The sequence below is a fragment of the Ruegeria sp. CK1 genome (genome assembly GCF_056536545.1).
Genome location: NZ_JBQFPX010000001.1, coordinates 559,151 through 572,294, shown reverse-complemented (window position 1 = coordinate 572,294; position 13,144 = coordinate 559,151). Strand labels below are relative to the sequence as shown.

At 52.5% G+C, this 13,144-nt stretch carries 11 protein-coding genes; 6 read left to right on the top strand and 5 right to left on the bottom strand.

Going from position 1 to position 13,144, the window contains the following annotated elements; genetic code table 11:
• The first annotated feature begins 60 nt into the window (after positions 1–60).
• From ACR0L3_RS02815 to ACR0L3_RS02805, 3 genes are read left to right on the top strand one after another with little or no spacing between them, the layout of a single operon-like run.
• Positions 61–1,149: an isocitrate/isopropylmalate dehydrogenase family protein gene (locus tag ACR0L3_RS02815; protein ID WP_480743460.1), complete on the top strand. Its 1,089-nt coding sequence runs from the start codon at positions 61–63 to the stop codon at positions 1,147–1,149.
• Positions 1,146–2,177 carry a Gfo/Idh/MocA family protein gene (locus tag ACR0L3_RS02810; protein ID WP_480743458.1) on the top strand — a complete coding sequence of 344 codons (1,032 nt, stop codon included), beginning with the start codon at positions 1,146–1,148 and terminating at the stop codon, positions 2,175–2,177. Before ACR0L3_RS02815 ends, ACR0L3_RS02810 begins: the two co-directional genes overlap by 4 nt.
• Positions 2,174–2,851, top strand: a complete 678-nt coding sequence (locus ACR0L3_RS02805; protein WP_480743456.1) for a GntR family transcriptional regulator — start codon at positions 2,174–2,176, stop codon at positions 2,849–2,851. Before ACR0L3_RS02810 ends, ACR0L3_RS02805 begins: the two co-directional genes overlap by 4 nt.
• A 145-nt stretch (positions 2,852–2,996) precedes the next feature.
• Here the strand turns inward: ACR0L3_RS02805 and ACR0L3_RS02800 are convergent, their stop codons facing one another.
• Together ACR0L3_RS02800 and ACR0L3_RS02795 are read right to left on the bottom strand one after the other, a co-directional pair.
• Positions 2,997–5,324 (bottom strand): caspase family protein, encoded by a 2,328-nt coding sequence (locus ACR0L3_RS02800; RefSeq protein ID WP_480743454.1) that lies wholly within the window; start codon positions 5,322–5,324, stop codon positions 2,997–2,999.
• 23 nt (positions 5,325–5,347) lie between these two features.
• Entirely contained in the window at positions 5,348–5,710 is a 363-nt protein-coding gene (locus ACR0L3_RS02795) for a hypothetical protein (protein ID WP_480743452.1), read from the bottom strand.
• Between the two features lie 354 nt (positions 5,711–6,064).
• Between ACR0L3_RS02795 and ACR0L3_RS02790 the strand changes: the two genes are divergently transcribed.
• Entirely contained in the window at positions 6,065–6,331 is a 267-nt protein-coding gene (locus ACR0L3_RS02790) for a hypothetical protein (protein ID WP_480743450.1), read from the top strand.
• Positions 6,332–6,795: 464 nt separating this feature from the next.
• On the opposite strand, the gene ACR0L3_RS02785 is transcribed toward ACR0L3_RS02790, so the two are convergent.
• Entirely contained in the window at positions 6,796–7,668 is an 873-nt protein-coding gene (locus tag ACR0L3_RS02785) for a LysR substrate-binding domain-containing protein (protein WP_480743449.1), read from the bottom strand.
• A gap of 146 nt (positions 7,669–7,814) precedes the next feature.
• Here ACR0L3_RS02785 and ACR0L3_RS02780 point away from each other — a divergent pair, with 146 nt between their 5' ends.
• Positions 7,815–9,338, top strand: a complete 1,524-nt coding sequence (locus tag ACR0L3_RS02780) for a trimethylamine methyltransferase family protein (RefSeq protein WP_480743447.1) — start codon at positions 7,815–7,817, stop codon at positions 9,336–9,338.
• 11 nt (positions 9,339–9,349) lie between these two features.
• On the top strand, positions 9,350–10,441 hold the full coding sequence (locus tag ACR0L3_RS02775) for an aminomethyl transferase family protein (RefSeq protein ID WP_480743445.1): 1,092 nt from the start codon (positions 9,350–9,352) through the stop codon (positions 10,439–10,441).
• Between the two features lie 271 nt (positions 10,442–10,712).
• On the opposite strand, the gene ACR0L3_RS02770 is transcribed toward ACR0L3_RS02775, so the two are convergent.
• Positions 10,713–11,303 (bottom strand): DUF2165 family protein, encoded by a 591-nt coding sequence (locus ACR0L3_RS02770; RefSeq protein WP_480743444.1) that lies wholly within the window; start codon positions 11,301–11,303, stop codon positions 10,713–10,715.
• Positions 11,304–11,714: 411 nt separating this feature from the next.
• The gene (locus ACR0L3_RS02765; protein WP_480743443.1) at positions 11,715–13,028 is read right to left on the bottom strand and encodes an MFS transporter; all 1,314 of its coding nucleotides are present in this window, start codon (positions 13,026–13,028) and stop codon (positions 11,715–11,717) included.
• Positions 13,029–13,144 lie beyond the last annotated feature (116 nt).

The following is a 13,144-nucleotide window of genomic DNA, read 5'->3' as shown; positions in this document are numbered from 1 at the left end:
GGACTGTAGTGAAAGCTGCGATCGCGCTATGAATGCGAAACAGGAAGGAAGCGGGGCAAAATGAAAAAGACTTACGATATCGTGGTGTTCCACGGGGACGGGATTGGCCCGGAAATTATGGCCCCTACGCTTGAAATTCTGCACCAGCTTTCGCTCAGTAATCCCACCTACGAGCTGGCGTTTACAGACGCACCAGCAGGCGCGGGCCACTACGCCAGAACTGGAGAATCGTTTCCAACACGATCACTCGAAACTGCGCGCAAAGCTGACGCGATTCTGCTGTCTGCAATGGGCTTGCCGGACGTTCGATACCCTGACGGAACCGAGATTTCACCACAGATAGACCTGCGAAAACAGCTCGGCCTTTTTGCTGGTGTGCGCCCGGTAAAGGTAAGCAACGGACAAATGACGCCCTTGGCGCTGCCTCCCGGAAAAGAGATCGACTTTGTCTTGATACGCGAAAGCACAGAAGGATTGTTCTTCACCCAAGGCGCTGGCGAAGTTACCGAACACGAAGCACGTGAAACTCTGCTGATCACACGAGAGGTGTCCGAAAAACTGTTCCGTTTCGCGTTTGATCTCGCCCAGAACCGAAAGAGAACCGGGCGCGGCCGGGGGAGAGTTACATGTGTCGACAAAGCCAATGTATTCAGGGCCTTTGCGTTCTTCAGATCGATGTTTGATGCAGAAGCCACCCATCATCCCGAATTGCAGGCAGACCATGCTTATGTCGATGCTACCGCTCTTTGGATGGTTCAAAAACCTTGGGAATTTGATGTCTTGGTCACTGAGAACATGTTCGGAGACATCCTCTCTGACCTCGGCGCAGGTCTGATGGGCGGTCTTGGACTGGCTCCCTCCGCGGATATCGGGTTGAACCACGCCGTGTTCCAACCCTGCCATGGTTCCGCTCCGGATATTGCGGGACAGGGTATTGCCAACCCTTTCGCGATGATCCTGTCCGCGGCAATGATGCTTGAATGGCTGGGATTAACCCATGATCACCTGGAACTGTCCAACGACGGTGCGCGCTTGCGCGAAGCCGTGGAAGAGGTTGCTGCGCACGGTCAAAATCTGACGCGTGACCTAGGCGGAACTGCCGGAACGCAGGATGCAGCAACATCGGTATTGGAAGCATTGCGGGCATGAATACTCAACAAGCCATCAGGGTCGCGTGTGTGGGTGCGGGGTATTTCAGCAAATTCCACTACGAAAGCTGGTCTCGAATGCCCGGAGCTATTCCCGTTGCATCCTGCAATCGCGATATCAACAAGGCGAAAGAAACGGGACTGACGGCTTATGATGATCTGTCGAAAATGCTGGAAGTCGAAGAACCGGATCTGGTGGACATCATCCTTCCACCTGTGGCGCAGGCCGACGCCATTCGAACTGCGCTGCATTCTGGCATCAAATGGCTGATCTGCCAAAAGCCATTTTGCCTGTCTCTGGACGAAGCGGAGAAGATCGTTTCAGAGGCTGAAGCGGTAGGCGCAACTATTGTTGTCCATGAGAATTTTCGCTTCCAGCCCTGGTATCGTGCGATCAAGGTAGCGATGACCGAGGGTCGAATTGGAACACCTTTACAAGCGACTTTCCGGCTTCGGCCCGGCGACGGACAGGGACCACGCGCCTACCTAGACCGGCAGCCGTACTTTCAGAACATGCAACGTTTCCTTGTTCACGAAACAGCGGTTCATTGGGTAGACACGTTTAGATTTTTGTTTGGTGCGCCCAGCGCAGTTTATGCAGACTTGCGCCAAGTTAACCCCGTTATCGCGGGCGAGGATGCAGGCTACATCTTGTTTGATCATCCAAACGGTTTGAAAGCTCTGTTCGATGGGAACAGGTGCCTTGACCACAGCGCCGAAAACCTGCGTCAGACCATGGGCGAGGCTCTCATCGAAGGAACCGAAGGATCACTGGTTCTTAATGGCAACGGTTCAGTAGAACTCCGCGCTTTTGGAAAACAAGAGCGACAGCAGATTCTACCTCCGAGCGATCATGATGGATTTGGAGGAGACTGCGTACACGCCTTGCAAAGTCATGCCGTTTCGGGCCTTCTAAGTGGCACGCCATTGGAGAACTCGGCCCGAGACTATTTGGACGTGATCCGCATCGAAGAGAAGATATATCTTTCGGCTGCGGAAGGACGAAAAATCAACCTGGAGACGCCGTGAAGGATCAGGACAACAAAACTCTTTCCAATACACAACGTGCTGTTAGGGACCTACGGCAGATGATCCTGTCTGGCGAATTAGCCGCGGGGACTGATCACCTGGAGTCGGAACTCGCTGAAACTCTGGGCATGTCGCGCACCCCGATACGGGAAGCTGCACTAATGTTGGAAAGTAAGGGGTTGCTGGAAATGCGGCCCCGCAAAGGCGTACGTATCCTGCCCGTCTCGTCGGACGATATGCGCGAAATTTACGACATTCTAACGGAACTCGAGAGTCTCGCCGCACAACGCGCCGCCGAAGCGGGTTATTCGAAGGATGAACTGGCGCTACTGGCTGGATCAATCGAACAAATGGATCAGGCTATCGAAACCGAAGACCTGGAGGCCTGGGCTGAGGCCGATGAGCTGTTTCATCAGGAACTCGTGCGATTGGGTGGCAATAAACGAGTCGAAGCGATTGTGGCCATGATGAGTGACCAGGTGCGCCGCGCGCGCGCAACGACTTTGTTCATCAGACCCCTGCCCGTCAAATCCAATGAAGATCACCGCGTCGTATTCCAAGCGATTAGCGAAGGTCGACCGGATGTCGCCCGCGAACGGCATCGAGAACACAGGCTGCAAGCCAAGGCCATGCTTTGCGGGATATTAGAGAAGCATCGGCTTAACAGCCTATAACTTGATTCTGCCCATTCTATAGAAGTTAAAAAAACAGCCACCTTAGTTCGACCTGCTAGGCATTCGGATGAATTGGCGAAAACGGTAAGTTATATGGTGATCAACTGTTCGGATTTGCCTTGAGCTAAAACTCTCACTGGTGTTGTCAGAACAAGTCAATGCGAACCGGATTTTGCGCCCAGTAGACACGGGCGGCCAACAACAGCCTTTCAGCCGGGTCAGTTGTCGCGGAGAATGGAACGGGCACTCCAAACTCTGCGCTAACATTCTCCAGCGCAAGCTGCGTCGCTGGTCCGACTTGACCGTCTACAATTACATTTTTTCCCAACTCATTTAATGCCATCTGCAATGCAAGATTCAAATCCGCAGGAGAAATCTGATCCAGCTGCGCCCTAGCCTGAGCAGCGGGTTCCTCATTGGACAAAAGGGCAGCCTTGGCGGCACGCAGCGCGGCATCGGCAGGTCCGCGTTTGGCCACTTGCCCATCCAAAATAATGTATGCTCCATTTGCGCCGCCCCAAGCATCGCCGCGTTCTAGCGATTTGTCGTACCATTTCAGCGCTTCGGCACGTGTTCTGCCCTGCAACTGTTCGTTGAGGATCATTCGGGCGATGCTGGCAGGTGCGGTCGGGTGTCCACCCTCTGACGCAGCCAGAAAATACTCTTCGGCCTTATTGAAGTTGATTGGATTTCCTCCAAGCCCGAGCAAAAATACGTAAGCAAGATTGTCATAGCCATAGATGTCCTTACGTAATTCAGATGCGCGCAGGTAGCGCAGTCCGCGCTCAGGGATGTAGTGATCAGAGTTGTCACGCAGGAAGTAGAGCCCAAGTTCGTTCATCGAAAACGTGTGGCCGAGCTCGACAGATCGCTCCAAAAGTTCAAACCCACGATTCCGTTCACCTTCAGTTTCCCCGTTTCGAAGCAACTGCTTGCCGAGACTATGCATCGCGTATGGGTCCTGTTCGGCCGTGGCTTCCTCGAGCAGCTCACGTGCTTTCTCTGGATCATAGGGCGTTTTGGTTACCGCACGATCAATTCGATCAGACCACAAAAGAGTTGCCAAAGCATATTTTGCGCGGATATGACCACCGTCAACTGCGGCTGAAATGTTGTCGAACGCGTTCGAAAAGTCTCCTGCCGCCTGCTGGACTCGCGCGAGTTGATACAAAAATCTTGCGTTACCGGGGTAGTCTTTTACCGCCTGTGTGCAGGCCTCCAAACCTTTAGCAATGTCCAACTCATTCGGAAGCCGGAAAACGCCAACCCCGTTCAGATCCAGCGCGTCTCCGGCCTGCAGATCGCAGGCATTCAACTCCAACTCAAAAGAGACTTCTACAAGATGTTTCTTTTGATCTGCAGTAACTGCCTCCACTGAGAACGTGTCGTTGAAATCATTACCAACAAGCTCGATGGCGCGTGTGTCCGTTATATCCGGAGCATAAGTAAGACTACCACTTGGGGATTGACTGTTAGTGATAACGACGCCGCGCTGAGGATTTCCGACAAGGCGTAGGCTAAGAACCTCATCTCCCAGCTTCCTTTCCAAGTCTTCGGAAAAGGAAACGGATTTGTCGAATTGTTGACTTAGATTCAATGTTTTGAGCTCAGTGTCGACCACTGGTTCCTGAACTGGCTCCGCCTGTTGTTGAGCCAGGTAGAAAGGGCGCACAAGCGTCGAGCTCTCCCACGGGATTTGTTTGCCCGCTGTCGTCTTGTGAACCTGCTCCCGAATGACCGGAAACAGCTGCTGTATGTTTTCAAAAGGAGAGGATTGCGCAGTTTTCAGAACGGCCGCAGTGTAGGGGCTATTCTGACCTTCGACGCCATCACTGGCTACTGCGCCTGGGGACGTTGAATATGCGACCAGCGAGTTCAAAGGGGTTTTGAACACGTCGAAACCTTCGCGGGTTTCGAACAGGTTGGCGTCCAAGTCTGCAGCCAATCTCAGGTCTTGAAAAGGATTATCACGACATGAATCGAGTATCGCAACGTGTGCAGAACTACGCGCTGACAGCGTGTCAATCACGCGATCCAATGTCATGGTGGCCAATGGAACATCATAAATGCTCTCAAATTTTGCATCCACAGGCAGCAAATAGTTTCGGCGACCTATCTGAATACCGTGACCCGCGTAGTAAAAAAGGACGTCAGCAGAATCGGGAATATTCAATACCGCGGTTCTAATGAGTTCTTCAAACTCGCGTTTGCCCAGATCGTAACCGTCGTACACCCGAAATTCGAACCCGCGTAGCATCTGGGCGATATCTTGCGCGTCTTTTCGAGCGTTTGTCAGATCAGCAACGTTTGAATAGTTTTGGTTGCCGATCACGATGGCTACGCGGCTCGAAGGCGATTCTGCTCTATTGTCCTCAGCGTTGGTTTGCGCCCACAACAATTGGGTGGTTAGAAAAACAACCGGCATCACGGCCAAAACTTGGCAGAGTATACCTTTCAACTCACGCAGTACCATTCAACGATCCTTTCAGATCAATGTCAGCCCCAGCTTCCCCCGCCGCCGCCGCCGCCACCAGATCCACCGCCGCCGCTTGAGCCACCGCCGTTTCCGCCTCCACCGCTTGAGCCACCGCCGTTTCCGCCGCCACCGCTTGAGCCACCGCCGTTTCCACCACCGCCGCGACCTTCGGACCCTCCTCCTCCTTCACGCTCTTCGCCGGAAGGAGGAGTACTTGCTGTTGAAGAAGAGGTCGTTGATCCTGCGGGTGCCGTGTCTTCCGCAGCAGTCTGTTGTGGAGGCGCTTCTGTTGGTTCAATCGCCTCAGACTGCGACCACGGCACGGTACATCCGACGACTGATACAGAACAAAAAACAAAAATAGAAATGGTTAAAAAACGCATTTCATGTCTCCTCAACAAAAAAGTGAAACCGTCAAACTAAATTGTGCCGGAACAGTACGCGCATATAGTTATAACGCAAGTGAACTAGTTTACACAGGCAAAAGAGATGATATGGGTGGACTAAATCCACGGACCTGTGGTGGTTACTGTAAGTCAAATTCGAACCCGTCTCGGCTGGGCCAGTAGGTTTTTCTACTACTCTGCGCACAAACCGCGTATCTCGGTGAGAGCAACGGATCGTGTCTGCTTCGACTGTTGACAGTACACTCGCTGTTCGCGTTGGTACTTAGTCTTTACTTTGTTTGCTCCCCCGTGTCGCGCTATCATGAAACGTTATCGAGTTAGCCCAATCAGGTGAATATTAAACGCCGCGTTTGGCTGTGCCCGAAGCCTTGTTCTACCCAACTTATTTTGTCGCTCAGTGTTGGTCATCCCAATGTCGTCGCCTACTTATTGGAGTTGCGTGCGCCGCCTGGCGCGATAACGGATATTGGTTTGGCGTTGCAAATTGCGGCGCGCAACAACCACGCAATCAGTGTGGAAGTGTTACTTGATCTGGGCGTCACCCCCGACACGGATGCAAGAGATTTCGGCAATGCGCCAATTCGCGATGCTGCTTAAAATTCGCGATGTAAGCGGCAAAAACACCACTAAAGGACCGAGCGGACGTAAAGAACCGAGCGAAAACAAGCCACCAACCAGCGATTCATCTTACCTTTCGAAAGGGGCGGTGAGTTGAGATTACTAAAGACAATCTGATACTGAGAAGGCCGAGAGCGGGATCTGGACAACTGAACAAGTTCATCACCAACCACTCGGGACCGGTTTCTGGAACGACGACGCAACGTGGCAGTATTCGCCACCGTGTCGAGCGCATGGCCATACTAAAAACTAATACAGGGTCGCAAGAATTTGTCCGTACGGTTTCAAGCCGACGTCCATTCCGTCGCCCGTAGACGTCAGATCGAAACCCAAACCAGACATTCACAACAAACTGTCAGTTTGAAGTGGTTTTACTTGAGATCTACCTTCCTTGTTTGAACGCCACGGATAAAGACAACAGTTGGAAGCCGGATTTTTTCTTTTCAACGCTGCAATTGAAGCCAATTGGAAAAGTCCCGAACGGTTTCTGTCTCGGCAATTCGGTGCGGTCTAACGAGGAAGTATCCGTAATTGGAAAGCGTAACTTTCGAGAGGCGGAAAAGCTTGGAACGTCGTAGCTCTTCTTCTACGAGATCGTCCATCAGCGCGATCCCCTGACCATCGATCACGGATTGCACCCGAACGTTCGGGTCCGGAACGATCAGCACATCACGTCGCGCCTGCCGAGGAAGCCCTGCTGCGTTCAGCCAATTGGACCATGCATTGCTATCAACGCGATCCCTCAGCAGCGTGAATTGAGAAATCGCGCGCTTCATTCCCACTTCTTCAACCAACCTAGCAGCGTCTGAATTGCCGACAGGGAAGGAGCGAACGGGCAACAGGGGGGTTACAACGCCATTTTCCCAGTTTCCACTTCCCCAACGAATGGTCAGATCGACATCGTGCAGTTCCTGTTCCGAAAACTGGATCATGGGCTGGATGCGCAGCTGTACGCCTGGATGAGCCTGCATGAAAGTCATCAGTCTTGGTGAAAGCCACCGCGAGGCGAAGTACGTCGAAACGCCTATATTTAAAGAACGAGACGCAATCCCTTTAAGGGCCAGCAGCTCGGTTTCGATTTCTTCGTATTGTGCCTGACAGGATGCGAGCAACTTAAGCCCTTCACCGGTTAGCGCTACTCCTCTTGTCGTGCGTCGGAACAATATCATGCCCAAATCGGCTTCTAGCGTCTTGATCTGATAGCTGATCGCACCCTTGGTCATGTTCAACGCTGCGGCCGCTTCCGAGAAACTCGAGTAGCGGGCGATTTCCACAAATAGTCGAAGCAGATCATGATGTCGAAAACGGACAGACATGCCCAATGCGTACAAAATTTTTGAACGGCAAGTAAAGAAGGTTTCGATTTTCAGTCGTCATTTTTTATGCTGCTTTGCTCTGGTTTTCAGAAACCGGAGTAATAGCAGTGGTCAGCTTGAACTCACAACAATTTCCGACGGCGTAGATGGGTCGGCATGCCAAGATGCGCCGAGGGAGATTGTCTCGTCGCAGTACACCCTGTGACGCACCGCAAATCCGGAGGCGCAGGGTTCCAGTTTACGACCTTTTAGACGAGGCAAGCTTGGCTCGGATCGAAGAACAAGCCGATTGGATTCTCGATCACGTCGGCATCGAATTCCGAAGCGACCAAGTTGCATTGGACCTTTTTGCACAATCGGGCGCGCGGTTGGATGGCGAACGCGTACGCTTTGATGCAGGCCATGTGCGAGACCTTTGCGCCACGGCACCAGCAAAGTTTCAGTTGTGCAGCCGCGATCCGAAAAACACTGTCACACTAGGGGGTGGCAACGTGGTACTGATGCCAGGATACGGATCGCCCTTTGTAAGTGATCTGCAAAACGGCAGACGCTATGCCAAGCTCACAGATTTTTGGAATTTTGTGAAACTTACCTATTTAGCGCCTGCACTGCATCACTCTGGCGGCACCGTGGTCGAACCAACGGATGTACCCGTGAACAAACGCCATCTGGATATGGTATTGGCGCATCTTACCTTGTCGACCAAACCGTTCATGGGATCGGTCACCGCGCTAGAGCGTGCCAAGGACAGCATCGAGATGGCGCGGCTGGTTTTCGGGCCAGACGTACTGGAACGCAATGCGGTGATGCAGGCCAATATCAATGTGAATTCGCCGTTGGTTTACGATCACACCATGTCCAGCGCCTTGCGTATCTACGCCGAGGCGAACCAGTGCGTTTGTGTTTCTCCGGCGATTTTTGCGGGGGCTATGGGGCCACTGGCACCTGCTGCAGTTGCCGCGCAAACCCTGGCCGAGGCTATGGTGGGAATTGCGTTGACACAACTGGTCCGGCCCGGTTGCCCGGTCGTGTTCGGTTCGTTTCATTCCACGATGAACCTGCGCACCGGTGGGCTAACCTTTGGCTCGCCCGAGGCAAATATGACCACTATGGCAATCACGCAGTTGGGTCGTCGACTGGGCGTTCCAGTGCGCTCGGGCGGTGGACAGATCACGTCTTCGAATGCGCCGGATGGGCAGGCGATGCAGGATAGTACCGGCGCAATGTGGTCCACGCTTTTGTCTGGCGCGCATCAAGTCTGGCACGCAGCGGGATGGCTCGAAGGTGGGCTTGTGATGTCCTATGAGAAATTCATCATGGACCTTGATCACGCCGGTGCGATGCTGAAAATGCTGCAAGGTTTCGAAACCGATGACGAAGCCTTTGGCCGTGATGCCTATCTAGAAACTGCGCCGGGTGAAAATTTTCTGTCCACCAGCCATACGCTGCGCCACTACACATCCGCCAACTTTGAGCCACAGATTTCTGATGCAGGCCCCTATGAGAGCTGGGTTGAAAATGGGGCGCTGACTTTGGACCAACGCGCCTCGGTGCAATGGCAAAATATGCTCAACGATTACACCCCCCCTGAAATGAAACCCGGCATTCGGACAGCGCTTGAGGATTTCGTATCTGAACGCAAGGCCGCAATGCCAGATGAATGGCACTAGGAAGGATGACCATGACAGAAGAACTCAGCCGCACATCAGCGCTTGCATCGCACCACACGGCCCTTGGATCAGGATTGGAAGATTGGAACGGTATGGGCACTGCTTGGACCTATAACACGGACCCGAATGAAGAACATGACGCAGTACGTGAACGCGCGGGTATGTTCGACATGTCGCCGCTGAAGAAGGTGTTTGTGCGAGGGCCAGATGCGCAGGCGGTTTTAGATCATCTGACCACACGCGATCTGACCAAAGTCAAACCTGGCAAAGCGGCATATTTATGTGTGCTGACAGATCAGGGTGGAATTGCGGACGATGCGATTGTGTCGAACAACGGTGGCGACGAGTGGATGATCGTGCATGGATCAGGCGATACGATGACCCTGCTTGAGGCCTCTGCTACAGGCAGCGATGTCGAGGTGCAATTTACTGATGACCTCCACGATCTGTCTGTGCAGGGCCCCGCTGCGCTAGATATCCTCAACGCTCATACCGACATCGACCTTGAAAAATTGGCCTATTTTGACCATGCGCCAGCGACTCTGTTTAACCATGTCTGTCGCATATCGCGCACTGGCTATTCCGGCGAGCGCGGCTATGAAATATTTGCCGACGGCAGCGTCATTACTGACATCTGGGACAAGTTGGTGGATGCTGGTGTGATGCCCTGTTCGTTCACCGCGCTAGATAAAGTTCGAATAGAGGCAGGCCTTTTGTTCTATGGCTATGACATGACCGAAGATAACACCCCATGGGAGGTCGGTCTGGGCTTTACAATCAGTGCGAGCAAAGCTGACTACAGGGGCAAAGCGGCAGTCATAGCGGCAAAAGGACATGAAAAAGTAAGAAATGTCTGCCTTGATATCGACCACGCGCACATGGTCGAAGGCGGTGAAACCCTGTTGCTGGACGGTGAAAACGTGGGCGTGATCAACAGCCCGTGCTATTCGCATCGAATAGGAAAATCGCTGGCTTTGGCACATGTTAAACAAGGATTACCCGTCGGAACCAGTTTGACGGCGACCGGCGGTGCTTTGGAAATGACGGCAAAAATCGTTTCCAGCCCCGTGTACGATCCTGAAAAGTCACGAACGCATGGTTAATGCGTTGGAAATGCGTGACAATAATACAATTAATCAAGTCGCCTGTGCAGCTTGGGAACAAGGCTTAACCAAAGAATACTCGCACCAAAGCAGCCCCACCGCTGAAATAGGAAAAGTAGACCTAGTGTTTCCACTCGTCGCTTTGTTCATAAGTAGGCTGTGGCAGCCAACCGTGCACATTCACCAGCAAGTTTTGTTCGGGATGGGGTACATCACGATCCATCAGAACGTCGTCGCGCGGTCGAAAATAGTGTGTTCGTATGAACTAGGCTCACTGAGCGTGCTTCTCGTCATGCTCTATTTGCAAAATGTAGACGCCCGACAGGAGTATCGTCATGTAGTAGATGAAAACGGACTGCTGAGCGTTGTATGTGGATGATCGCCACATTTGGAACCATTCCCCCGCAATTGCCATAAAGCCAAACACCCAAAGTATAACTGCTACAGCGAGGCCAATTGTGAATGGTGTCTTTGCGGCGTGGAATTCCTTAGCGGAACCGTTCAGGCGCTTAACCATCAAAATTCCAGCAAACAGGAAAAGGAGTGCCTGAATTGCTTCTGCGAGAATTATTGCCGCGTAAGCAAGATGTTGAAGGTCAGCATTTTTGACGGCTCTCCAATTAACATTGGGATCGCCCTGAACCGCCTCCATCGACATCACTTTTTGCACGAATGACCAGTTTGTATCGTAGTCCGTAACGTTGCCGAAGACGACCAGCAACAGCCAAATACCGAGACTCAAAGCTAAAACTGCTTTTGAAATTCGAACCCAAAACACCCGTTTTTCTCCAAATTGGTAACGCACTGCAAAACCAAATTCGAACGTTGATCGAAACGCAACATTGTCGACAAGTGCGTTCATGAAGTTCAAAGACAGCTGCGAACGACCAAACTAAGCATTCGACGCTGCACTCAACGTACACCAAGCAAACCGAATTGCGTTAACGATCACAAAGATAAAACTCACTTCTCAATAATATCAATGGCTTGGGAGATCAGATTTCAAATCAGTTTTGTGGGCCCGCTTCATTGTGTCTCTCGGTGTTGCACTAGAAATTCCACGTTCCGATTGAAAACAGCGAAACGAACGGACAACTTGTCCCCAAAAGATACCCTTGGGCGGGTGTTAAAAGTTTAAATAACGCAAGTCCGGTTATTCACAAACGCTAGGCTACCACCCTACCCCACTCAGACAAAGGATGTACGACAAGACTCGAGCGGGTGTAATAACAAGCGGTGTTTTGAATACATTAAACAAAAGCTCCGCCCTGCGTTAAGTGTTGCCAGCTCTCGAGACACTTGTGGCCTTGGCGCTGTCATCCGGGTGGTGCCAGACCAACAGGCCAATCACAGACGAAGCTGCGAAGAAGCCAATCAAACCGAACGCAACAGCGAAAGTACCGGTTGCATCTAGGGCGAACCCAGTGATGACGGGTGCCAGAAAACCAGCTAAGGCAAAGCCACTATTCATGACGCCCATGCAAGTTCCCGCGCGTTGCGGCACAATGTCGGCAATGACTGCATAAAAGATCGGGTTTGCGCCAAGCCCCGCAGATACGGCAATTGAGATGCAAATCAGCGCGATCGGGAAATTGTCTACAAAGGCGAGCGGCAAAACAGCCAGTGCGACAAGCCCGTGCAGCACCGCCATAGGATAGGTTCGAGCGACCCGAAGGGTCCCCGTTCTGATTAGTAACCAGTCCGACAAGCGGCCCACGGAATACAAAGTGATTGCAGCGGCGGCCCAGGGAATAGCAGCAGCCCAACCAATCTGTTTGAGGTCCAAGTGGTAAGTCGTTCTCAGGAACTCAGGCAACCAAGTCATCACAAAAAAGATAAGGTATCCGAACACAAAATAGGACCAGTAACTGGCCAAAAGAGTGGGCGTCTGCAGCAAGACCTTGAAGTCTTCGCGCGAAAGTCGGCCGCTGTTGGCGGGTTGATCTGTGTCCCCGCGGCCTTCCTTTACGTAATTCCGTTCTTCATCATTTACGAACCGTGATTGTTCGGGTGAATCGCTGGAAAGCCAGAGCCATGCGGGCAGCCACATCATGCCCAACAGCGCAAGGCCAAAGAACATGATACGCCATCCAAACTCGACGATGACGTATGTTGCCAATGGTGCGCCAACGGCGAGCGCGAGCGGGATCGCCACCAAAGCAGCGCCCATTGCTGTGGATCGTTCATGCGGTGGCAACCACCTTTCCAAAACGCGTGAATGCGCGGGAAAGGACGGCCCTTCAGCCAGCCCGAGCGCCATACGTGCACAATAAAGCATCGCGAACCCCGTTGCGGCTCCGGTCCAGCCGATCGCAACGGACCACAGTAAAACCGCGAGCGCAAAAGTTATGCGGGCTCCGAAACGGTCCGCAAGATAACCTCCTGGTAAGGTTGTAAGAAAATAACCGATGCCAAATGCGCCCAGCACCAACCCCAAGTGAGATGACGACAGGCCAAACTCACTTTGAATGGCGTGGGCCGCGTAAGAGATCGCCGAGCGGTCAATGTAGTTAATCGTGTTGATCAAAAACAAGAGAACAATGATGGTCCAGCGAAACCGGGTCGCAGGTGCTAACGCATTGGTCATAACGATGCTCAGCCAAAAAATGTCTAACGTTTCATGAGCCTAGACGGTGCCGTAGCGCTTTGCCAAGCAAAACCTCTAGTACTTCGGGCCGGTCCCCTGCTGGACGGATGAGGCTC

Coding starts and splice junctions, on each gene's coding strand:
- ACR0L3_RS02780 (WP_480743447.1), top strand. CDS start 7,815: ATGGGTCGGCATGCCAAGATGCGCCGAGGGAGATTGTCTCGTCGCAGT.
- ACR0L3_RS02765 (WP_480743443.1), bottom strand. CDS start 13,028: ATGACCAATGCGTTAGCACCTGCGACCCGGTTTCGCTGGACCATCATT.
- ACR0L3_RS02795 (WP_480743452.1), bottom strand. CDS start 5,710: ATGCGTTTTTTAACCATTTCTATTTTTGTTTTTTGTTCTGTATCAGTC.
- ACR0L3_RS02800 (WP_480743454.1), bottom strand. CDS start 5,324: ATGGTACTGCGTGAGTTGAAAGGTATACTCTGCCAAGTTTTGGCCGTG.
- ACR0L3_RS02815 (WP_480743460.1), top strand. CDS start 61: ATGAAAAAGACTTACGATATCGTGGTGTTCCACGGGGACGGGATTGGC.
- ACR0L3_RS02785 (WP_480743449.1), bottom strand. CDS start 7,668: ATGTCTGTCCGTTTTCGACATCATGATCTGCTTCGACTATTTGTGGAA.
- ACR0L3_RS02810 (WP_480743458.1), top strand. CDS start 1,146: ATGAATACTCAACAAGCCATCAGGGTCGCGTGTGTGGGTGCGGGGTAT.
- ACR0L3_RS02770 (WP_480743444.1), bottom strand. CDS start 11,303: ATGAACGCACTTGTCGACAATGTTGCGTTTCGATCAACGTTCGAATTT.
- ACR0L3_RS02775 (WP_480743445.1), top strand. CDS start 9,350: ATGACAGAAGAACTCAGCCGCACATCAGCGCTTGCATCGCACCACACG.